This is a genomic window from Halostella pelagica, from assembly GCF_004762015.1.
Classification (GTDB): Archaea; Halobacteriota; Halobacteria; order Halobacteriales; family Natronoarchaeaceae; genus Halostella; species Halostella pelagica.
Map to the genome: position 1 here is coordinate 74931 of NZ_SJES01000005.1, position 21295 is coordinate 96225.

Consider the following 21295-nt stretch of genomic DNA (forward strand, 5'->3'; position numbering starts at 1 on the left):
TCGGTAGTTCGCCGACCGGTGTCTGCGACTATCGGCACACGGTTACAACAGTCCCTATCAGCTTTCCTCGCTCTTGATGTCCTCTAGCTCCTCTTCAACTTCGCTCTCGTCGACATTTACGTCTACCTCCTCGCCCGTGTCGGTCTCGAACTCGACGTCTTCCTCGCCCTCGGGTTCCGCTTCGGTGTCAGGCGACGTTTCCTTGCCCATTTCGGCTTTCAACGTGTCCAGTTCGGCGTCGACCTCGCCGCCGGTGCGGACCTCTTCGAGTTCACGGTCCAGTTGGTCCTTGTCGGAGAGCGCGTCTTCGAACACGCCCTCGTCCTGGAGTTCGTCCATCGCTGCGGCCCGCGCCTCCATCTCGTCTGTGCGCTCTTCGGCGCGTTCGATGGAGCGGCCGACGTCCTCCATCTCGTTGCCGGCACCGGTCATCGCTTCGGAGACGCGTGCGCTGGCCTCCGCGGCCTCGTAGCGCGCCTTCATCGTCTCTTTCTTGGTACGGAACTCCTCGATGCGCTGCTGGAGCGACTCCTTTTTGTCGACGAGGTTGTCCTGCGTGTTCTGGAGGTCCGCTATCTGTGCCTCCAGTTCCTCTATCTGGGTCATCTTCGCCTTCTTTTTCTCCAGCGCGCGCCGCGCGAGGTCGTCCCGGTCCTGGCTGACAGCCTGCCGCGCCTGTTCGTTGTGCTTCTCGACGTTCTCCTCGAGCCGGTTTTTCTGCATCTCCAGACGTTTTTTCTGCGTCGTGAGATCGGCGATCCCACGTTTTACGTCCTGGAGTTCGTCACGCATCTGCTCGTAGGAATAGTCAAGCGTCTCCGTGGGGTCCTCAGCCCGGTTCAATAGCGAATTCATCTTCGACCGGATAACGTAGGAGGCCCGCGAGAGTATTCCCATACCGTTATTTAGGGAACGCGTGACTTAAAATCCTGACTCCCCCTAGAAGCGGACATGTCCTCTACTGACGTACTGATCCCCGGCCCACGGGACGTCCGCGCAACAATAGATACGCCGGATGGCGAGGCGGAGGCGACGGCCTGCGTCGTCGCCTGCCCGCCGCACCCGCAACACCGCGGACACCGCGGCGACGACCGGCTCGTGGCGGTGAGCGATGCGCTCACGTCTCGCGGATTCGACTGCCTCCGGTTCGACTACGGCGACTGGGACGAGGGGTACGGGGAACGGGAGGACGCGCGTAATGCTGTCCGCTGGGCGGCGGAACGATACGACTACGTGGGGCTGTTCGGATTCAGTTTCGGCGGGGCCATGGCGCTGCTCGCCGCCGCGACGGTCGACCGCGACGTTGCTGGCCTATCGGTGCTCGCCCCCGCGTCGCGACTCGGCGACGACCTGGACGCGGCGGCCGCACTCGACGGCCTGAACTGCCCGGTTCAGGTCATCTACGGGACGCGCGACGACACAGCAGACCCGGAACCTGTCGTCAAGCGGGCGCGCGAGCGCGGCGACGAGGTGGTCGAACTGTCGGCGGACCACTTCTTCATCGGAAAACACGACCGGATCGGCGAGCGAGTCGGAGAGTTCTTCGAAGCGGCCGCGTAGTCGCCTGTCTCACACTCTCTGCTGGTAAATCTGTGCGAAACTGAAACACGGGGGAGCGCGTCCGTGAGCGTCGGTAGTTCGGAATACTCCCATTAATTACGTGATTTATAGTATAATTATAATACGTTGCGGCGAAACTACTCAACTATGTCCGCCCTGGGACAGTTATCCTACCTGGTCCGATCCGAAAACCGCCCCGCCCTCTTGCGTACGATAAAAAACCACCCTGGCCGTCCGTGCGACATCGTCGAACGGTGCCGTATCTCGCGGGCAACGGTGCAACGGATCATCTCCGATTTCGAGGAACGCGGTTGGATCGCAAAGCGGGACAGTCGGTACCATCTCACCGCCGCGGGATCGATCATACTCGAACAGTACGAAACCGTCGCCAACACCGTCAACCGAGTGACTGAAGCCGCACCCGTTCTCCGTCATTTCGACGCGGACGCCGCGCCGCCGCTGGCATCGCTGGCAGACAGCACGCTCGTTACCGCGACCGAACAGGACCCCCACGCCCCGCTTTCGCATTACATCGACACGCTCGATCAGTCAACTGCTACCAGCGTTCGGCTGATGACGCCAGTTACGAGTCCGATACTCGACGACGTACACTCCCGCCTCCTCGAAGCCAGTACCAGCATCACGGTGATGACGACCGAACCGGTCATAAACGACCGTTCGACGGATCACTGGATCACGGACGTTCCCGCGAGATCGCTTTTCGTCCACCCCGGGCCGCTACGGACGGGGTACGCTCTCCTCGAAGACCGCGTCTTAGTCACTACGTACGACGACCAGGGCCACATTCAGGGGTGTCTCGACGGCTCTGATCCCCAGATCCGAACCTGGGCGACCGAACAGTTCGAATCCGCGAGAGGCAGCGCGCGTCGCCTGTCGGTGATCCGAAACTGATGGGCCGACGTTCGACCCGTGACGGACGTCTCAAAGCGTGAGATAATCTCTCAATCCGTCGCCTGACTGCGTTTCGATCATCCCGCGCACGCTGCATATTTTCACGGTTCGACTTGGTTTCATTCTATATCATAGTATCAGAAGTTAATTATACGGTATCACTCCACATCTTTCCTTCTGGAGTCACAATCCATGTCTGATAGGAACGATACGGCGGAAGACGTCGCGGAAGAGCTGAACGAACAGGTCGACGCCGGCGGATGCGGGGAGACGTGGGACGCGATGTCCCGGATCCGAGATCGATCTGACGGACAGGGTCGACGGAAGTTCCTCCGGATGGGTGCCGCGACCGTCTCGTTGGTCACACTGGGTGCCTCTTCGGTGTCAGCCGACGAGTTCACGGACGAGGTCGACACGTCGGTGTACGACGAACTGACGGACGCGGAAGCGCGTCGAGCGTTCGCCCGCCTGTCACGGACCAGCGAGTTCCATGCCCTCGCGCGAGAGGTCCGCGAGCGGGGCCACGAACTCGACAGAGAGGGCATCCTCGTCGGTCGCGTCGATAGCGAGGAACAGGTGGATCTGGCGTCAGTCCCCATCAAGGGAGCGGACGCTGACGAAGCGTATCTCACCATCGGCCGGTCGCTTGACACCGGCACCGTCACGGTCGCCTCGCTCGAATACGTCGAGAAACCCGATGCGGACGCGGCGGACGCGCAGTCGGTCGACGACCTCGACGGAACGATAACCGCCGAAACCGTCGACGCGCTCGACGGGATGTCGACATCGACGCACACGGCGGATTTTAGCGGGTCAGCGAGCGAGACGAACGCAGTCACGGCCGACGACTGGGATATCGGCTGCTGGGGCTGTAAGAAGGCCGTCGAGCAGATCTGTCGTATCGGTTGCGGGGCTTCGACTGCGTTCATCTGCGGCGTCCTCAGCGGCATGAACATCATCGCCGGAGGCGGCTGTTTCACGTTCACGCAAGCGGCGTGCTACGTGATCTCGAAACTCGGGTGCGGGGTCGATTACGAGGCGATATGTTCTCACGACCGACTTGATCTGTGTTAAGTTTCTAAGAACAAAGTTTACCCCCATCACGACACAATCTTAACCCATGTTGGTAGAGATGATAAGCGAGAACCGGTTGATCGTTTTGAACGCAGTGGTAACGAGCATCAGCGGCGCAGTCCTCTACGCTCTCACTCTTACCGACTTCACGCAGTGGAACGCCACGGCCGTTGCGCTCGCGGCGCTTGCTATAGTCTGTTATGCAGTCGGCTACAGTGTGTTCGGCCACGAACCGGTTACGCTCGCTGGAGGTGGTGGCGGATTGCTTATCGCCGCGGTTATCACGGGGATATTCACGCCGATCACCGGTGACGACGCGTTGATGATTATCGGCATGGGTATCTGGATCCTGATCATGCTACCGGTGTACGAGAGCGGAATGGGTACCGGAAGCAGTCGTGGTATCTGAGGACGCCCGCCGCGTCGCCGTCGCGGAACTGCGACGGACGTGTCGGCGGGCGTTCGAAAACGACCGGCGACTCCTGCTGTTTGCGGCGACGACCGTGCTTGCTGCGCCCTTCTGGTACGTCGGCGGAACGTACGTGTACAGGTTCGGCGAGCGGATCGGACGCGGGTCGGTCGCGGTTCCGATCGAAGAGTTCGTCGCCGGACAGCTGTCGCTTCTGGCGGTTTTCACGCTCGGAATCACCTTCCTTCGGGCGGTCTACAGCACCGGTTATCCGGACGCAAGCGACGCCGTACTCGTCGCCACGTCGGCCGGCGACGTCGCCGTCGGTCTCGTCCTGGCGGAGTGCATCCGGATACTCGTCGCCGTCGGACTGCCCGTTTTCGTGTTCATTACGCTGTTTGCGTCGGGAACCAGAGACCTGCTTCTCGTCGTAACCGGTTGCGTGACTGTCGGTCTCCTCGTGACGGCCTGCGTGACCTGCGGGTATCTCTGTGGTCTCGTGGCAATGCCGTCCCTTCGCGGCCTCAGCCGGAACGCGAGATGGGTACTTGGGGGGACAGTCCTGCTGAGCGGTGTCGTCATTCTGTCCGGATACGAGGGCGGAAACTGGTTCGGCGCGGAGTTCGCCGCCGCCCGTTTTCCGATCAACGGGTACGTCGACCTGTTTTTGCTCGGGGCGGACCAGGGTTCGGCAACGAGTCGTCAGGTCGCCGTGGCCGCTGCGACCGCAGTAGCGTTTCCGGTGGCTGTCGTCGCTGCGCTCCGGCGGACGGTGAGTGCGGTGTGGTTCACGACTGCACCCGACTGTTCTGAGCCGACGGCCGACCGTTCGAGAACCCGGCACGCTCCGTTCGGGTGGTCCCAACCGTCCCGAGTCGCGTGGCTCCAGATCGTCCGCGCCGCCCGGAACCCCCACCGTCTCGTCCACGTTCTCTACTCCGGGTTGGTGATCCTGCCGGGGTTTCTCCCGGCCGGCGGGGGGCGCACCGAGTTCCTCCGGACGGTGCTCCTTCTGTTGCCGCCGACCGCGGTCGTGTACTGCGCCTGGCTCAGCGGGGCGCTGTTCTGTCTGAACCCCATCGGAGACGAAGGACCGATGTACTCTCAACTGCTGATCGCCCCCGTCTCCGGGCGAGAAATCATCCGTGGTCGCATCCTCGCGGGACTGTGTGTCTCGGTTTCGCCGACGGTCGTCGTCGTCGCCGCACTCGGGGTCGTCGGCCCTATCTCGGCGGGGCAAACGCTGACACTGGTTCTCTACGGCGTCGTACTCTCCGTGTGTGCGTCCGCGGTCGCCAGCGGACTCGGCTGTCTCGTCCCGGCGACCGAACCGACGGCCGTCTCCGATACACGCGAAGTGATCCTCCCGAATCTCGTCGTTCTCGGCCTGTACTCGTTCGTCGTCGGCGTCGTCGGACTGGTCGGCCTTCTCCTCCTGTTTGTCCCCAGCGCGTTTCGGATCGCCGTCCCGACGTACTCCGCCGAGCAGATCCAACTGGTCGGTGGTGTCGGAACTGCGACCGTCGGTGGTGCCGTCGCCGTCAGCGCGTATCTGTACGCTGCCGCTCGTTTCGACCGCTACACGCTATCCTGATGGTTCCGTCGTATCACGGCAAAGTATCACGCTCGGACAAGGGTCCGAAATGGTTTTGAGTCGCGGTTGCGGACAATCGGTATGCCGACCGATCCTGAATCCGAATACGACCCCACACTGGGGAACAAGTTCGTTTTCGTCACTGGAGGCGTGATGTCTGGTCTCGGGAAAGGGATCACCGCCGCGAGCACCGGGCGTCTTCTGAAAAACGCCGGGTTCGACGTGACGGCGGTCAAGATTGACCCCTACCTCAACGTCGACGCCGGGACGATGAACCCCTACCAGCACGGCGAAGTGTACGTGCTGAAAGACGGCGGTGAGGTCGACCTCGACCTGGGGAACTACGAGCGGTTCCTCGACGAGGACATGACCTTCGACCACAACATCACGACGGGCAAAACGTACCAGCACGTCATCGAGAAGGAACGCGCGGGCGACTACCTGGGCAAGACCGTCCAGATAATCCCGCACGTCACGACCGACATCAAGCGGCGCATCCGCGAGGCCGCCGAGGGGACCGACGTCTGTCTCATCGAAGTCGGCGGTACCGTCGGCGACATCGAGGGGATGCCGTACCTCGAAGCGCTCCGACAGTTCGCTCACGAGGAAGACGAGGGGGACATCCTCTTCACTCACGTCACGCTCGTTCCGTACTCGAAAAACGGCGAACAGAAGACCAAACCGACCCAACACAGCGTCAAGGAGCTTCGTTCTATCGGGCTCCAGCCGGACATCCTCGTCGGGCGCGCGGACGATAAACTCGAACCGCACACGAAAGAGAAGATCGCGCTGTTTTGCGACGTTCCGACGGACGCCGTCTTCTCGAACCCGGACGTCGAGGACATCTATCACGTGCCGCTGATGGTCGAAGAGGAGGGCTTAGACGAGTACGTCATGCAGGAACTCGGTCTCGCCGACGATGCGCTGCCGACGGCCGACCGCGACAACCGCTGGCGCGAGGTCGTCACCCGCGAGCGCGAGGGCGAGGTCGACATCGCGCTCGTCGGCAAGTACGACCTGGAGGACGCGTACATGTCCGTCAACGAGGCGCTGAAACACGCGGGCCTCGCGAAAGGCGTCAACGTGAACGTCCAGTGGGTCGACTCCGACGAGATGATCGACGAAACCGACGGCGGCGAACACCGACGCCGGCTCGAAGCGGCCGACGGAATCGTCGTTCCCGGCGGGTTCGGCTCCCGCGGCACCGAAGGGAAGATCCGGGCGATACAGTACGCTCGCGAACACGACGTGCCGTTTCTCGGACTGTGCCTCGGCTTCCAGATGGCCGTCGTCGAAGTGGCGCGGAACGTGCTCGGCTACGAGGACGCACACAGCGCCGAGATGGACGAGGAGACGAACAACCCCGTCATTGACATCCTCCCGGAGCAGTACGAGGTGTCTGACATGGGCGGGACGATGCGTCTCGGCGCACACCAGACCGACATCACGCCGGGGACGCTCGCCGAGGACGTGTACGGCGGTTCAGCGTGCACGGAGCGACACCGGCACCGCTACGAGGTCAATCCGAACTACTTCGAGGACTTCGCCGAGACGGATCTGGTCTTCTCGGGTCGCGCGGGCAACCGCATGGAGATACTCGAACTCGACAGTCACCCGTACTTCCTGGGCACGCAGTTCCACCCCGAGTTCCGCTCCCGGCCGGACCGCGCGTCGCCGCCGTTTGTCGGACTTGTCGACACCGTGATGGAACGCGCCGGCGTCGACGGTGCCGACGACGCGGCCGAGGCAACGGAGGTGGAAGCCTGATGGTCGACGTAGACTCGTTCATCGACGAGAAGATAGCTGAGATAGCCGACGCGGTCGGCGACGCGAACGCCGTCATCGCGCTGTCGGGCGGCGTCGACTCGTCGACGGCCGCCGCGCTGGCGTACGAGGCCATCGGCGACCAGTTGACACCCGTCTACGTCGACACCGGCCTGATGCGGAAAGGCGAGACCGATCAGTTGAGAGAGACGTTCGACTACATGGACTCGCTCCGGATAGTCGACGCCCGGGACCGGTTCCTCGACGCGCTCGGAGACACGACCGACCCCGAGGAGAAACGCCACATCATCGGCGAGCAGTTCATCCGGGAGTTCGAGACCGTCGCGAAGGAGGTCGACGCGGACTACCTCGTACAGGGGACCATCTACCCTGACCGCATCGAGAGCGAGGGGACGATCAAGTCCCACCACAACGTCGGCGGACTGCCCGACGTGGTCGACTTCGACGGTATCGTCGAGCCGATGCGCGACCTCTACAAGGACGAGGTCCGCGAGGTCGCCCGCGAACTCGACCTCGACGAACTCGTCGCCGAGCGGATGCCGTTCCCGGGTCCCGGACTCGCGGTGCGGATCATCGGCGAGGTCACCGAGGAGAAACTCGAGGTCGCGCGCGAAGCGAACCACGTCGTCGAGGAGGAACTGGTGGAGTACGAGCCCTGGCAGGCACTGGCCGCCGTCATCGGCAAGGCGACGGGCGTCAAGGGGGACAACCGCGTCCACGGTTGGGTCGTCTCCGTCCGCTCCGTCGAATCGCGGGACGGCATGACTGCCCGCGCCCAAGAGATCGACTGGGAGACGCTCCAGCGGATCCAGTCCCGGATCACCGGCTCCCACGAGAACGTCGCACGGGTCGTCTACGACGTGACACACAAGCCGCCGGCCACCATAGAGTACGAGTGATGCAGGTAGTGTTCGCGGGCCACGACGACGAGGGACTGATTGTGAACCTGGAAGGCGAGGGGAACGAGGTCGCGACGGTCGAGGAGATAGCCACGCGCCCCGCGCTGGAGGAGGCCGGCATCGTCGATGCGGACCTGTTCGTCCTGACGGACGTGGAACAGGCGACCGCCGTCCCCATCGCGAAAGACCTCAACGACGACCTCCGCGTCGTCATCTACTCGCGGGACTCGTTCCCGGAGTTCGCCAGCGCGCAGGTCGACCTCGCAGTCGACCCCGACCTGCTCGGCCCGGACGCGGTCGCCGAGGAACTGAGCGGTACTGCGTAACCGCCGAGTACGAAAGTGCCGGGCAGTTCCGACTGCTCGACTGTTCTGTATGGCGTTATGTCCCACTCCGTTCGGCTGCTATCGGTTCTCGACGGGGGTCCACGTTCGGTCCGTCTCCCCGACGTAGCGAGAGCGCGGTCTGATGAGGCGGTTGTCGTCTAGCTGTTCCAGGCAGTGCGCCATCCACCCGCCGACTCGGGACACCCCGAACGTCGCCGTGAACAGGTCCCGTGGGACGCCGACGCCGCGCAGCAGGGCGGCGGTGTAGAACTCGACGTTCGTCTCCAACCGTCGGTCCGGCTTGTGCTCGGCCAGAACGTCGACGGCGACGTTCTCGAACTCCTGGACAGTCTCGAAGAAGGAGTCGTCGCCCGCCGCCTCGTAGAATCGCTCGGCGGCCGTCGAGAGCACCGCCGCCCGCGGGTCCCGGACGCGGTAGACACGGTGGCCAAAGCCCATCAGTCGCTCGCCGGACTCCAGCGTCTCGCGGACGTACGCCTCGGCGTCGCCGGACTCGTGGACCTCCTCCAGCATGTCGAGGACGGGGCCGGGAGCACCGCCGTGCAGTGGACCTTTGAGCGTTCCGACGGCGGCCGCCGCCGCGCTGACGACGTCCGATTCGGTCGAGACCACCGTTCGGGCACTGAACGTCGACGCGTTCAGGCCGTGGTCTATCACGGTGTTGAGATAGGTTTCTAGCCCCCGCACTTGTGGGTCGCTCGGCTCCTCTCCCGTCAGCATGTAGAGGTAGTTTGCCGCGTGGCCCAGTTCCTCGTGGGGCGCGACCGGTTCCGCTCCCTGGCGGTAGCGCCAGTACGCCGCAACGATGGTCGGCAGTACGGCGATGACGCGTCGGGCGTCCTCCCGCGGGTTCTCCTCGCCCGTTCCGAGATTCGCCGCCGCAGCGCCCATCCGAAGGGCGTCCATCGCGGGCTTTTCCTCCTCGGCGGCCCGCCGGAGGACCGCCCGAACCTCGTCTCCCACTTCGCGGCGGTTCGCGAGATCGGAGCGGAATTCGGCGAGTTCGTCGGCGGCAGGAAGGCGGTCGTTCAACAGGAGGAAGACGCTCTCCTCGTACGTCGCGTCGACCGCGAGTTCCTTGACCGGGAACCCGCCGATAACGAGTTCGCCGGACTCGCCGTCGATGTAGCTGAGTCGCGTCTCGGCGACCGTGATACCTTCGAGTCCTCGATTGAGGTCTGATCCGGGCATATCGGTTTGTTATGCGGGCGGCGGTATAAGTTGTGGCGACGTGTCGTGGCAGGAACAAGACGGTGCCGCACGTCGGTGAGACGCGGGCCACGAACCTCGGCCAAACACGCGGTTTCGCCGCTTGCTACGCCCGGTCCGAAACAACGTCTGTCCCCGGTGAGGGGTGCTCTCTGACAACCGGCTGGCGTGCCGGGGACAGTGGGATGACAGGAGCCTGGGACCAACCGTGAGACCGCCTGCAGTTTAGTGTTCCAGTACCGTTCCGCCAGCGCCGACGGCGATGTCGGTGGTGCTCTGGAGCACCGCCTTCAGGTTCTCGCCGGTCGGCGTGTCGGCCTGCGTCCACTGATCGCCGTCGTACTCGTACAGTTTCCCTCCGCCGCCGACGGTGTAGCCTTCGCCGGACGTGATGGTGACGTCCTGCAGGCCGGCGTCACCGGTGTCGGCCGAGGTCCACTGGGATCCGTCGTAGTGGAACACCATACCGCCGCCGCCGGAGACCCAAACGCCGTCGCGACCGTCGCTGTCGACGTCATCAGACTCCGTCTGATGGGCTGTCTCGCTTCGGGAGACAACGCCGTAGAAGTTGACGTTGGCGTCCTGCAGACCGATCGGCTCCCAGGTCATGCCATCGGTCGTCTCGAAGACGCGGCCGTTCGAGTCGACGGCGTGGCCGGAGCGGTCGTCGTGGAAGTCGATGGACTGGATCGCGGAACCGCTTCCGGGCGTCACGTACTCCCACGTGCCGGACTCGCCGTTCTCGAAGCTGTAGTAGATCTTTCCGGAGTCGCCCGCCACGTACACGTTCGCGCTGCCACCTTCGCCGGTCACAGCGACGTCGTTGTAGTTGTTCGTGTTGTCGTTGGGTGCGGAGTGGTCCTCGAGGTTGCCCGTTTCGACGTCGTACTCTCCGATTACTCCGCTCGACCCGACGAACCACATGCGCGTGCCGTAGTCCGTCGTGTCCGAGCCGTACAGGTCGTTACCGTTGCCGGTCGGCCCGCCGTCGAGGACCTTCTTCCATCCTTCGTTCGTGCGGTGGATGACGATACCGCCCTCACCGACGGCGTAGTAGCCGTTGGTCGTGGCTTCGGTGCCGTGGAGAGTGCCCTCCGTCGGCGTCTCGACTGCACGCCACTTTTCATCGCTCGCCTGCACGCTTGTCGGTACCGCAGCGACTGCGGCCGTGCCGCCGATCGCCTTCAGGACCGTTCGTCGATTCGGGTTTGAGTCGAACATGCTCCATCCGGGACATGTCGGCACGAGGTATTAAACCCGAGAAGTAGTTTGATCGGATTAACTCCTTTTGCGCGATTTTATTGTATATAAGAAATTCTATGCCGGGTTGTATATGTTCTCGTGATTGGTGTTGAGACAGTTCAATACCTACGATTTAATAGAAATAGTCTGAACGGTAAATGGTAATATACAGTTCATTTTTAGCAGAACTCGGGAACCGTCTCTGGACAGGGCCTCACGAGTTGCCAGTTGTCGGGCCGTCCGCCTTTGCTGTGGACACCTAGCCGACTGCCCAGGTGACGAGCGTTCCGCCGCTCTAACCGAAGCAGAACAACATCATCGCGACGCATAACGGCCAGATATATCTCCGAGGCGGCGGTACGTCATCGTATGGCACTCGATCGGTATCCTGAGATCGACGCTGACGAGGGCGAGGTTGTCGACGCCGAAGTCGCGGTGACCGACGACGTACTCGTCAAGGCGTTCGTGCTCGGGCCGGGCGCGACGCTCGACCCGCACGAACACGCCGATTCGACGAACGTCTTCCACGTCGTCGAGGGAACCGTCACCGTCCTGCAAGACGGCGAGGAAGAGCAGGTGAGCGCGCCGGGCGTGGTCCTCCACGAGCGGGGCGTCGGTCACGGCGCTCGCAACGACGGCGACGAGACGGCGGTCCTGACCGCGAGCCTCTGTCCGATGCCGGGGTAGTTACGCCGGCCCGTCCGCGACGGTCCACTGTCGCTCGACGTACTTCGCGAGCAGGTCCGCCTCGAAGTGGACCGGATCGCCCACCGACTTCTCCGAGAGGGTGGTCACCTCGCGCGTCGTCGGCACCACGGCGACGGTGAACGTCTCACGGCCGACGTCCGCGATGGTGAGACTGATGCCGTCTATCGCCACCGCACCCTTCTCGACGAGATACTGCTCGTACCCGTCCGGAAGCCGGAACTCGTAGCGCCAGCCGTCGCCGTCCGGTTCGATAGCCGCGACCCGTGTAACAGTGTCGACCGTCCCCCTGACCACGTGACCGTCGAGGGCGTCGTCGAGAGCGACCGGCCGCTCGACGTTGACCTCGTCGCCCGCGGAGCGGTCGGCGAGGTACGTTCGAGTCACGGTCTCCCGCGAGCAAAACGCCTCGAACCACCCGTCTCCGACCCGTTCGGCGGTCAGACAGACGCCATCGATGCCGACGCTGTCTTCTACGTCGAGGTCGGCTGTGTCCGTCGCTACACGCAGCCGACAACCCCCGTCGGTACGGTCGATCGATCGCAGTACGCCTGTCGTCTCCACCACTCCGGTGTACATCGTCGTCCGGACCCTCCCACGCCGACGAGAAGAAGCTTTCCAATCTTGTTTTGCGTAACGTATATGTTATTACTTTTCCGGGCGCTTCGCCAGCCCCGCGAGGTGGTCCGCCTCCTCCGAAATGATCGTTTCGGCACCGAGACGGGCGGCGTTCTCGCTCCCCGGGAGACAGAAGACCGGAACCCCGTTGACGATACCCGCGGTCGCCCGCGTGCCGACGACTCTCGTCCCGATCTCGTCGTAGGACAACAGTCGAAACAGCTCGCCAAACCCGGGGAGTTCCTTGTCGAACAGCCGTTTTGCCGCTTCTATCGTGACGTCGTCGGGCGTGACTCCGGTACCTCCGCTCGTGACGATCACGTCGACATCACCCCGACCGACAAGATTGTCGAGCGTTCCTTCGATTCTGTCATACTCGTCAGGGATCAGTTCCCGCGTCACCACCTCGTCGTCGTCCGCCTCCATCGCCGCAGTGATGGTGTCGCCTGCCGGGTCGTCAGAGAGCGTCCGGGACGACGACACCGTAACGACCGCAACGCCGAGCGTGTCGAGGTCGTGGGCGTGATGGTCGTGGCTGTGGTCGTGTCCGGCGTGATGTCCGCTATTGTCTCCGTGTCCGTCGCCGCCGTGGTCGGCCTGCTCGTCGTCGCGGCTTTCGGATCCCCCATCGTCCAACTGACCCGCTGAGTGATTCTGGCTCTCTGACGCTTCCGAGGACTCGTCGACAGCTTCGTCTACCCCGGTTTCGGCTTCATCGTCCGGTTCGGCTGTGGTTTCGACTTCGTCATCGCCTTCAGTTGTCTCGCTCTCGGCTTCCTCCGTTTCGGACTCGGAGTCCGTCGCCTCTTCGTCGGGTTCGTCGTCCTCCACCCCCCGTCGCGTATCGCGTGACTGGAAATCGACCATACCCGTCACTTCCAGCGGACGCCACTAAAGTGTCTCCCGAGTCACGGCGGCCCGAATTCGACCCAGCGATGGGCGGAGTCGAGCGGCAGCGTTTTGCCTCCGGCGGTCGACGGAGTTCCCATGCAGGCGGTCAAATTCACCGGCCACGGCGACACCGACGTCATCGAGTACGGCGATTTCCCGGACCCGGACCCGGCTTACGACGAGGTCCTGGTCGACGTGAAAGCCGGCGCGTTGAACCATCTCGACGTTTGGACGCGCCGCGGTCTCCCCCATATCGACCTCGAAATGCCCCACGTTCCGGGGAGCGACGCCGCTGGCGTCGTCGACGCTGTCGGCGACGGCGTCTCGCGGTTCGAACCCGGCGACCGCGTCGCTCTGCTCGCCGGCACGTGGTGCGGCGAGTGCGAGTACTGCCGCGACGGCGACGTCGCGATGTGCGTGAACTTCGGCGTGATCGGCGAACACAAACCCGGCGTTCACAGCGAGTTTGCGGCTATCCCCGAACGAAATCTCGTTCCCGTCCCCGAGGGAGTCGACTGGGAGACGGCCGCGGCCGCGCCGCTGGTGTTCCAGACCGCCTGGCGAATGCTCATCTCCCGCGGCGACGTGTCGCCGGGCGAGGACGTTCTCGTCCTCGGTGCCAGCGGCGGCGTCGGCCACGCCGCCGTTCAGATCGCCGATCACGCCGGCGCGACGGTGTACGCGACCGGCAGCAGCGACGAGAAACTCGAATACGCCCGCGAGTGCGGCGCCGACCACGTCGTCAACTACGAAACGGCGGACTTCGCGAGCGAGATACGCGACCTCACGGGCAAGCGCGGGGTCGACGTCGTCGTCGACCACGTCGGCGCGGCCACGTGGACGGACTCGCTCGCCAGTCTCGCCAAGGGCGGTCGCCTGCTCACGTGCGGGGCGACGACAGGACCCGCGCCGGAGACGAACATCAATCGCATCTTCTGGAACCAGTTGCAGGTCATCGGGTCGACGATGGCGACGCCGGGCGAGGCGGACGACGTCCTTGAACTCGTCTGGGACGGAACGTTCGAACCGCGCATCCGCGATGTCTTGCCGATGAGCCGGACGGTTCGCGCCCACGAGATGCTGGAGAACCGTGAGGGCTTTGGCAAAGTGGTCGTAAAACCAGACAGTGAGCTCTGACGACGCGGGCGGCTACGTCCACGACCCCGACGACGACGCTGCAGCGGTCGGAACGAACTCCGCGACGGTCGAAACCGGCCCGGAACAGGGCCGCGAGTTCGACTGGCGGGGCTGGACGCTGGTCGGCGTCATCATCGTCTCGTTTCTGGTCGTGCCAGCGATCGTCTTGGTTCGGCCGCCCGCTTTACCGTGGGAGGTCGCGCTACTCGTTCTCCCGCTCTTGCCCGCGTTTTTACTCGGCGGGACCGCGGTCTGGTCGGCGGTACGCAGCGGAAAAGAAAGCGGCGGGTCGTAGCGGCCGTTAGCCGTGCAGCGAAACGGCGCTGGACGTCTCGTTGGCGGTAGTCTCGTCGTCGGTTTCGTTGTCGTCGGTCTCGTTGTCGTCGATCACTCCTCCGAACGTCTCGACACTCACCATCGCGTCGTCGATGATGGGAGCGTCCGTTTCGTTGATGTACGGACCGTCTTCACTGCCGTTCGTGGCGACGAAGTCGTACGTCTCGTTCTCGTTCGTGTCGAGGTGCGGCATCGCGATCAGCGTCTCGTTCTCGCCGAGCGTCGTGTTCTCGAACGTCGCGCCGGAGACGTTGAACAGTCTGACCGGGATGTCGCTGTGTTCGCCGGGTTCGAGATACTCGGAGACGCCGATGACGCTGCCGATGGCGTCCCCTTCTAGTAGGCTCTCGTTGTGGATCGCGACGAAGCCTCCCTCGGAGAGATTCACAGACTCTATGCCGACTATCTCGCCAGACGTGGTCTGGTTGTCGAACTGAACAGTCGCGTTGGCTTCCAGTTCAACCGCGGCGTCACCGGTGACGTTGTCCTCAGTAGCGTTGTCCTCCGTGACGTCTTCCTTCACATTGTCTTCAGTGACGTTGTCCTCAGTCACGTTGTCTTCCGTCGCGTTCTCCATCGTCTCGTTGCTGATCGTCTCGTTCGTACCGCCGGTGACGAACTCACCGGTCTCTTCGAGATAGGGTCCGTCTTCGGTACCGTTCGAGGTGACGAAGTCGTAGACCAGGTTGTCGTTCGTATCCTGGTGTGCCATCGCGATGAGCGTCTGGCTCTCCGTCAGTTCCGTCTCTTCGAACTCCGCACCGGGCACGTCGAACAGTTCGACCGTCACGTTCTCGTGCTCGCCGGCGGGGAGGAACTCGGAGACGCCGATGACGCTGCCGATGACGTTCCCTTCTAACAGGGTTGCGTCGTGGATGGCGACGAACGTCCCGTTCGTGCTGTTGACCGAATCGATCACCACGCTCGTCCCCTCAGAACTCTGGTTCTCGAACGTGACGTTGGCGTTCGGTTCGAACTCGGTCATGTTAGTGACATTGTCCTCGGTGACGTTGTCCGTCACGTTGTCCTGTGTCACGTTGGTGACGTTGTCGTCAGTGACATTGTCTTCCGTCACGTTGTCTTCCGTCGCATTGTCCTCCGTCACATTGTCCGCTCCGGGTACTTCGATGGTGATGAAGGCGTCGTCAGTAGCTATCTGCTGTTCTTCGCCGTCTTCGGTGACGTTATCCTCGGTAACGTTGTCCTCAGAGACGTTATCCTCGGTAACGTTGTCTTCAGTCACGTTGTCTTCAGTCACGTTGTCTTCAGTCACGTTGTCTTCAGTGGCGTTGTCCTCCGCTACGTCGTCCTCGATTGTCACCAATCCGTCGTCCGTGACGGGCGTGCCGTTCTCGTAGGTGTACGGGCCGTCTTCGCTGCCGTTCGTGGCGACGAAATCGTACTCGAGGTTGTCGTTGGTGTCCTGATGCGGCATCGCGACGAGTCGCTGATCCTCGCTAAGCGTCTCGTTCAGCGTGACCGTCACGTTCTCGTGTGCACCCGCGGTCAGGTACTCCGAGGAACCGATGACGGCCCCGATCTCGTAGTCGTCCTCTTCGCCGACGGGTTGGACACTGACGTCACGGTCGTCTGAGTCGTCAGTCTCGTCCGCCGGGGTCGTCTCGTCGGATTCGGTCACCTCGTGGATGGCGATGAAACCCCCGTCTGAGAGGTTCGTCGAGTTGACATTGACTGCGGTCCCGTTCGACATCTGATCGTCGAAGGTGACGTTCGCAGTCGGTGCTTCTTCACTGTCGTTGTCCGTGACGTTCTCGGTGACGTTGTCTTCGGTGACGTTGTCAGTCACGTTGTCTTCAGTCACGTTGTCCGTCAGGTTTGCGGTGATGTTATCCGTCAGATTCGCGGAAATGTTCTCTGTCAAGTTCGCAGGGATATTGTCCGTCAAGTTCATCGGTCCGTCTCCAAGGTCGATGATGACGACGAAGTTTTCGACACTGAGGTTCTCCACGGTGAGATTCTGGACCGTAACGTTCTCGATGGTGAGGTTTTCGACGGTCAGGTTCTCGATAGTGACGTTCTCGACCGTCCGGTTCTCTTCAGTGATGGCTTCAGTTACGTTGTCCTCGGTGACATTGTCCGTCACGTTGTCTTCAGTGACGTTCTCGGTGACGTTGTCTTCGGTGATGTTCTCGGTAACGTTGTCCTCCGTCACGTTGTCTTCACCGGGCACCTCGACCAGAACGAACCCGTCGTCAGTGACGGGTACACCGGTTTCGTTGACGTACGGGCCGTCTTCACTGCCGTTCGAGGCGACGAAGTCGTAGTTCCGGTTGTCGTCCGTGTCCTGATGCGGCATCGCGATGAGCGTCTGGCTCTCCGTCAGCTCCGTCTCTTCGAACTCCGCACCGGGCACGTCGAACAGTTCGACTGTTACGTTCTCGTGCTCGCCGGCGGGGAGGAACTCGGAGACGCCGATGACGCTACCGATGACGTTCCCTTCTAACAGGGTTGCGTCATGGATGGCGACGAACGTCCCGTTCGTGCTGTTGACCGAATCGATCACCACGCTCGTCCCCTCAGAACTCTGGTTCTCGAAGGTGACGTTGGCAGTCGATTCGAACTCGGTCACGGTCTCCGTGTCGTTCCCTTCCCCAGTCTCTTCATCCTCGATAGCTCCGTCTTCCTCCGTTTCGACCGTTACGCCTGCCATCGAGGTGACTACCTCGCCGTTGGTAGTGTACGCGTCGTCCGTCGACGCGTCGACTCCATCGAACACGCGGTTAACGTTCGTGTCCCGGTGAAGCACCGCGACCACGGTCGTGTCAGATTCTATCGACTGGTCTAGCTGGATCTGGAAGTCGTTGTGCTCGCCGGCGGGCCGGAACTCGGAGACACCGATGACCTCACCGTCCACTGACCCCTCGTGGAGGACGACGAAGCCCCCCTCCGGGACGTATGCGGACTCGATCTGGATCGAATCTCCCGCCGTTGTCTGATCTTGTATCGATACGTTCGGCGACTCGTCTTGGGCTGTCGGTGCGGCGGCAGCGGTTGCTACCCCCGTCGATAGGACCATCAAGACGGCTACAAAAACGGCACTGAATTTGGTTGTTTTTCGTCTCATGCGCGCTTGAAACGGTCCACGACGACGAAAATAAACGCCGTCGAACGTTTAGATCGACCGCGGAGATAAACTGCGACGTAACACTGACAGTAGTTCGATTCGTCCGGTGTCGTCGGCGTGGTCGACCGCTGAACGATGCAGTTCGGACCATCGGTAACAGCGTATACGGCCGTCAGAACCCGGTAATTCGGTGTTACTCGGCCGATGAGACGTACCGAGCCGTGGAAAAACGAACGATTAGCGTTCCTACCTGTCGTGAGGAGGTCCTGTCGCCTAAAAGAGGGTCACAGGCGAGGCGTGTACGCTGTAACCCGAGAAAATCGGATGTTCGTCACCCCAGAACCGTGGCCGGCGGCGCTTCGTACGCGGCGTCCAGTTGGTCGATAACGGATGCCGTCGGCTTGAGGTCCCGTTCGGGCGCATCTTTGACGTACGTTTCGAGCGCCCGCTTGATCCGCCAGGCTTCGAAGCACGTCAGTGCCAGGTCGTTCGCTTCGACCTGTTCGAGGACGGCGTGAGCCCACCACGGCGGCGATTCCTCTGCTTCTGCCGCCGCTTCGAGTTCGCGGAGCATCACGTCGTGAAGGACCCACCGCTCCGCCCGCGTCAGATCGAGCGGTTCTGCGCCAGTGTCCGGCGTGGTCGTACTCATTGGTTATCAGGGATGGTTCCCTACGCTCTCCTACGGGCCGGCGGACTATTAAACCTGTCATTGAGGTCTTACTATCCCGAAGTAATTTGAGTTTTTTCAGACTGTACAGGCGTTTTAGTTCGTTTGATTAATACGAATGTATGGTTACAAGGTGATGCCGAAACCAGTCGATCAGTTCCCTTCAGTCACTCTACGTCCCTGCGCATCGCGATCTGGAACCAGGGGCAGAGACGGAGCTGTCGATACCACTGGGGGTTCCGGTGAAGGCGCTCGTAGGGGACCCACATGAGGCCGGCGACCTCCTCTTCGTTGGGGTCGAGAGTCGTGTCGCTGAGTGTTACCTGAAGGACCGCACAGACCTCGTGTTCGACGCCGGCGTTCTCGTAGTACCGCTTGTACTCGAACTTATCGGTCAGACGTAATTCGCCGTACTGGTCCGGCGTGATCCCGAGTTCCTCTTCGAGGCGCTGGCGCGTCGCCTCTTTCTGCGTCTGGCCCTCGACCGGATGCGAAGCGACGGTACCGTCCCAGTGGGTGTCCCAGAGACGCTTGTCCGGACTCCGCTGTGCCAGCAGGATCCGTCCATCCTCGTCGAAGACGAGAGCGGTGAACGCGCGGTGGCGGATACCGTCTCCAGTGTGGGCCGCTAATCTGTTAACCAGTCCTTGCTCGTTGTCGTCCGCGTCGACGCCGATGACATCCTGTCCGGCGTTCTCGTGGACTGCCTCGTCCGCAGTCCCCTCGTTGGCACTCATGGCAGACAGATTGTCTGGGTGGGTCAAACAGTCTTCGGATCAGTCCGGGTTAGGGTCGTACGTTTCGCCCACTCTGGTTTTGAGACGGCGGCGTTCCGTGACGAGATGGAGGTCGGCCGCCGAGATCATTTCCCCGTCGAGGCTGTAATTTATCGACTCGTCGGCGTCGGTCGTGATCGTCAGTTCGGGCGTGTGGCGCTGGACGATGTCGACGGCGTCGCCGCCGAACAGCCGTCGTCCGACAGCGTCCCCGACCAGGTCTATCGCCGGTTCGTCCTCGATGACGGTCACTTCGAACAGGCCGTCCTCGACGTTCGCCTGCGTTCGGCCGTCTCGCATCGGGCGACGGCAGTTCCCCACGAAGACGATCAGCGCCTCGCCGCTCCAGGGTTCGGCGATCTCGTCGCTCGTCTGGACCTGCAGCGGGACGGCGTCGAACTCCGGCAGCGTTCGTAGCGTGCTGACGACGTACGCGACGACGCCGATCCGCTCTTTCAGTTCCGAACTGGTGTTGACGCTGGCGTCGGCCGTGAGGCCGCCGACACAGGAGTTGATGAACGGCTCGTCGTTCGCTCGTCCGAGGTCGATCACGCGCTCCTCACCACGTTCTATCACGTCGAACGCGTCGGCGATGCTCGTCACGCCGACGTTCCCCGCGAAGTTGTTGCCAGTGCCCGCGGGAACGGCGCAGAACGTCACGTCCTCGAAAGCGTCGGCCCGGTCAATGCCGCGGACCACCTCGTTCAGCGTCCCGTCCCCGCCGGCCGCAGCGATGACATCGGCTCCCGCCTCGGCCGCCTCGGCCGCCAGATCGGCGGCGTCTCCTTCACCCTCCGTCTCCCGCACGTCGAACCCGTGGTCGGCGGCCCGGCCGTGGATTTCCGGGCCATGGTCGGCGCTACCGCTCTGTGGGTTCATCACGAGCACGCGTCGTTCGTCGGCCGCTTCTGTGTCACTCACTCCGATCCCCTCGACCGGACGTACGTGGTCGACGTGCAAATGGGCCGGGGGCTGCCGGAGAGCGGACCAACCGACAGTTAAGGCTACCGCGGTCGTACGGCTAGCGTGTTCGCCATCGACCTTCACTCCCATACGCGGTTTTTCCACGGTCGACCGCGCCTCGGCGAGTTCTACGATCCGACCGGGTTCCGGATGTTGGTCTGGGCGGCCAAGCGCCGCGGCCTCCACGGCCTCGCCACGACAAATCACGACTACTATCGGCAGTTCGAGACGCCGGATGACTTCGTGGTCATCCCCGGAATCGAGGTGACGACGACTCGGGGACACGTTCTCGTTATCGGTCCCGACCCGCCGAAAGAGATGCGTCCGGAGACGCTCACTCCCCGTGAAACCGTCGATTTAGCCCACGAACGTGACTGTGCGGCGATCATCGCGCACCCCTACCGGAACAGCACGGTTCGGGACGTCGACGCGCCGTTCGACGCTATCGAAATCAACGGCAAGCACCCGAGAACGCGACCGTGGGTCGAGCATCTCGCCAGAGGGCACGACCTCCCGATGACCGGCGGCAGCGACGCGCACTACCCGTTCGAGGTCGGCCGGGCCTTCACGACCGTCGACACCACGGAACTCACCCCGGAAAGCGTCGTGGCGGCCATCCGGGACGGGAGGATCGAGGCGCAGGTCGGCCACGGGTTCCCGAACGGACTCCTCAGGCCGGCCTACCGGAAGATCCACGAGTGGAAAGGCTACCTCGACAAGCCCGAGTGGCTGACCCCCGGCGTCGGCGCGCCGCCCGGCGAACAGGAAAACCAGCCGTGACGACGTACGAGCGCGCGAGCTATCGGTAGCCGCTCACGACCAGAACGAGTCCGAAGACGACGCCGAGTACGACGAGTACGGCACCGCTCAGACCGTACAGTTCGGCCGCGGTGTACTGGAACTGTTCGCCGTATCTGGTTATACCGGCAGATACCAGTAGTGTCACACCCGATCCAGTCTGGACTGTTGCGATGTCGAAGCCAGCAGGATTGCCGAAATCCGTAGATATAATCCCCGGAGAAGCGCATTAAAGGCCCCTACCAAACACGGGAAACGTCCCGATCAAGGTTCGAGAGGCGACAC

General features: G+C 62.7%; 22 protein-coding genes and 2 pseudogenes. 13 read left to right on the forward strand and 11 right to left on the reverse strand.

The annotated features are described in order from the left end of the window. Nucleotides 1-57: 57 nt before the first annotated feature. A complete protein-coding gene (locus tag EYW42_RS12850; RefSeq protein WP_135535696.1) occupies nucleotides 58-897 on the reverse strand; it encodes a PspA/IM30 family protein in 840 nt (279 codons plus the stop codon). A gap of 54 nt (nucleotides 898-951) precedes the next feature. Between EYW42_RS12850 and EYW42_RS12855 the strand changes: the two genes are divergently transcribed. The 8 genes from EYW42_RS12855 (at nucleotide 952) to EYW42_RS12890 (ending at nucleotide 8559) form a co-directional block, all read left to right on the forward strand. Then, complete coding sequence (locus EYW42_RS12855; RefSeq protein WP_135535697.1) at nucleotides 952-1560, forward strand: CocE/NonD family hydrolase; 609 nt, start codon at nucleotides 952-954, stop codon at nucleotides 1558-1560. Nucleotides 1561-1707: 147 nt separating this feature from the next. Next, entirely contained in the window at nucleotides 1708-2472 is a 765-nt protein-coding gene (locus tag EYW42_RS12860; protein WP_135535698.1) for a helix-turn-helix transcriptional regulator, read from the forward strand. A 192-nt stretch (nucleotides 2473-2664) separates the two neighbouring features. Then, nucleotides 2665-3546, forward strand: a complete 882-nt coding sequence (locus EYW42_RS12865; protein ID WP_135535699.1) for a halocin C8-like domain-containing protein — start codon at nucleotides 2665-2667, stop codon at nucleotides 3544-3546. Between the two features lie 46 nt (nucleotides 3547-3592). Continuing rightward, nucleotides 3593-3955, forward strand: coding sequence for a hypothetical protein (locus EYW42_RS12870; RefSeq protein ID WP_135535700.1), 363 nt, complete (start codon nucleotides 3593-3595; stop codon nucleotides 3953-3955). Next, nucleotides 3945-5549, forward strand: coding sequence for a hypothetical protein (locus tag EYW42_RS12875; protein WP_135535701.1), 1605 nt, complete (start codon nucleotides 3945-3947; stop codon nucleotides 5547-5549). Before EYW42_RS12870 ends, EYW42_RS12875 begins: the two co-directional genes overlap by 11 nt. An 81-nt stretch (nucleotides 5550-5630) precedes the next feature. Beyond that, on the forward strand, nucleotides 5631-7316 hold the full coding sequence (locus EYW42_RS12880) for a CTP synthase (RefSeq protein ID WP_135535702.1): 1686 nt from the start codon (nucleotides 5631-5633) through the stop codon (nucleotides 7314-7316). Next, on the forward strand, nucleotides 7316-8233 hold the full coding sequence (gene guaA, locus EYW42_RS12885; protein ID WP_135535703.1) for a glutamine-hydrolyzing GMP synthase: 918 nt from the start codon (nucleotides 7316-7318) through the stop codon (nucleotides 8231-8233). Before EYW42_RS12880 ends, guaA begins: the two co-directional genes overlap by 1 nt. Next, nucleotides 8233-8559 carry a DUF7126 family protein gene (locus EYW42_RS12890; protein ID WP_135535704.1) on the forward strand — a complete coding sequence of 109 codons (327 nt, stop codon included), beginning with the start codon at nucleotides 8233-8235 and terminating at the stop codon, nucleotides 8557-8559. The genes guaA and EYW42_RS12890 overlap by 1 nt, the downstream gene beginning before the upstream one ends. A 78-nt stretch (nucleotides 8560-8637) precedes the next feature. Here EYW42_RS12890 and EYW42_RS12895 read toward each other — a convergent pair whose 3' ends face one another. Together EYW42_RS12895 and EYW42_RS12900 are read right to left on the reverse strand one after the other, a co-directional pair. After that, on the reverse strand, nucleotides 8638-9771 hold the full coding sequence (locus EYW42_RS12895; RefSeq protein WP_135535705.1) for a citrate synthase: 1134 nt from the start codon (nucleotides 9769-9771) through the stop codon (nucleotides 8638-8640). 243 nt (nucleotides 9772-10014) lie between these two features. Then, nucleotides 10015-11010, reverse strand: a complete 996-nt coding sequence (locus EYW42_RS12900) for a WD40/YVTN/BNR-like repeat-containing protein (protein WP_135535706.1) — start codon at nucleotides 11008-11010, stop codon at nucleotides 10015-10017. A gap of 390 nt (nucleotides 11011-11400) precedes the next feature. On the opposite strand from EYW42_RS12900, the gene EYW42_RS12905 reads away from it, so the two are divergent. Continuing rightward, on the forward strand, nucleotides 11401-11718 hold the full coding sequence (locus EYW42_RS12905; RefSeq protein ID WP_135535707.1) for a cupin domain-containing protein: 318 nt from the start codon (nucleotides 11401-11403) through the stop codon (nucleotides 11716-11718). Here EYW42_RS12905 and EYW42_RS12910 read toward each other — a convergent pair whose 3' ends face one another. Next, a complete protein-coding gene (locus EYW42_RS12910) occupies nucleotides 11719-12315 on the reverse strand; it encodes a riboflavin synthase (protein ID WP_135535708.1) in 597 nt (198 codons plus the stop codon). A 69-nt stretch (nucleotides 12316-12384) separates the two neighbouring features. Then, on the reverse strand, nucleotides 12385-12990 hold the full coding sequence (locus tag EYW42_RS12915) for a MogA/MoaB family molybdenum cofactor biosynthesis protein (protein WP_237561337.1): 606 nt from the start codon (nucleotides 12988-12990) through the stop codon (nucleotides 12385-12387). Between the two features lie 351 nt (nucleotides 12991-13341). On the opposite strand from EYW42_RS12915, the gene EYW42_RS12920 reads away from it, so the two are divergent. Both EYW42_RS12920 and EYW42_RS12925 read left to right on the forward strand, forming a co-directional pair. Then, nucleotides 13342-14382 carry a zinc-binding dehydrogenase gene (locus EYW42_RS12920; RefSeq protein ID WP_135535710.1) on the forward strand — a complete coding sequence of 347 codons (1041 nt, stop codon included), beginning with the start codon at nucleotides 13342-13344 and terminating at the stop codon, nucleotides 14380-14382. Continuing rightward, the gene (locus EYW42_RS12925) at nucleotides 14372-14677 is read left to right on the forward strand and encodes a hypothetical protein (protein WP_135535711.1); all 306 of its coding nucleotides are present in this window, start codon (nucleotides 14372-14374) and stop codon (nucleotides 14675-14677) included. Before EYW42_RS12920 ends, EYW42_RS12925 begins: the two co-directional genes overlap by 11 nt. Before the next feature lie 6 nt (nucleotides 14678-14683). Here the strand turns inward: EYW42_RS12925 and EYW42_RS20695 are convergent, their stop codons facing one another. After that, nucleotides 14684-15703 carry a DUF7282 domain-containing protein gene (locus tag EYW42_RS20695; RefSeq protein WP_449271873.1) on the reverse strand — a complete coding sequence of 340 codons (1020 nt, stop codon included), beginning with the start codon at nucleotides 15701-15703 and terminating at the stop codon, nucleotides 14684-14686. Between EYW42_RS20695 and EYW42_RS20700 the strand changes: the two are divergent. Then, nucleotides 15590-15967, forward strand: a pseudogene (locus EYW42_RS20700) (hypothetical protein); the annotation flags it as partial. The gene EYW42_RS20695 and the pseudogene EYW42_RS20700 overlap by 114 nt on opposite strands. An 84-nt stretch (nucleotides 15968-16051) precedes the next feature. Here EYW42_RS20700 and EYW42_RS20705 read toward each other — a convergent pair. The 4 genes and pseudogenes from EYW42_RS20705 to EYW42_RS12945 form a co-directional block, all read right to left on the reverse strand. Further along, nucleotides 16052-17803, reverse strand: a pseudogene (locus tag EYW42_RS20705) (DUF7282 domain-containing protein); the annotation flags it as partial. A gap of 331 nt (nucleotides 17804-18134) precedes the next feature. Beyond that, nucleotides 18135-18455 (reverse strand): DUF7853 family protein, encoded by a 321-nt coding sequence (locus EYW42_RS12935; protein ID WP_135535713.1) that lies wholly within the window; start codon nucleotides 18453-18455, stop codon nucleotides 18135-18137. Nucleotides 18456-18640: 185 nt separating this feature from the next. After that, the gene (locus EYW42_RS12940; protein ID WP_135535714.1) at nucleotides 18641-19210 is read right to left on the reverse strand and encodes an NUDIX hydrolase; all 570 of its coding nucleotides are present in this window, start codon (nucleotides 19208-19210) and stop codon (nucleotides 18641-18643) included. A 39-nt stretch (nucleotides 19211-19249) separates the two neighbouring features. Next, nucleotides 19250-20170, reverse strand: a complete 921-nt coding sequence (locus EYW42_RS12945) for a diacylglycerol/lipid kinase family protein (protein WP_237561329.1) — start codon at nucleotides 20168-20170, stop codon at nucleotides 19250-19252. A 105-nt stretch (nucleotides 20171-20275) separates the two neighbouring features. Here EYW42_RS12945 and EYW42_RS12950 point away from each other — a divergent pair, with 105 nt between their 5' ends. Then, nucleotides 20276-20992, forward strand: a complete 717-nt coding sequence (locus EYW42_RS12950; protein WP_135535716.1) for a CehA/McbA family metallohydrolase — start codon at nucleotides 20276-20278, stop codon at nucleotides 20990-20992. Between the two features lie 19 nt (nucleotides 20993-21011). Here EYW42_RS12950 and EYW42_RS19870 read toward each other — a convergent pair whose 3' ends face one another. Then, nucleotides 21012-21158, reverse strand: a complete 147-nt coding sequence (locus EYW42_RS19870; protein ID WP_202613898.1) for a hypothetical protein — start codon at nucleotides 21156-21158, stop codon at nucleotides 21012-21014. Nucleotides 21159-21295: the final 137 nt, after the last annotated feature.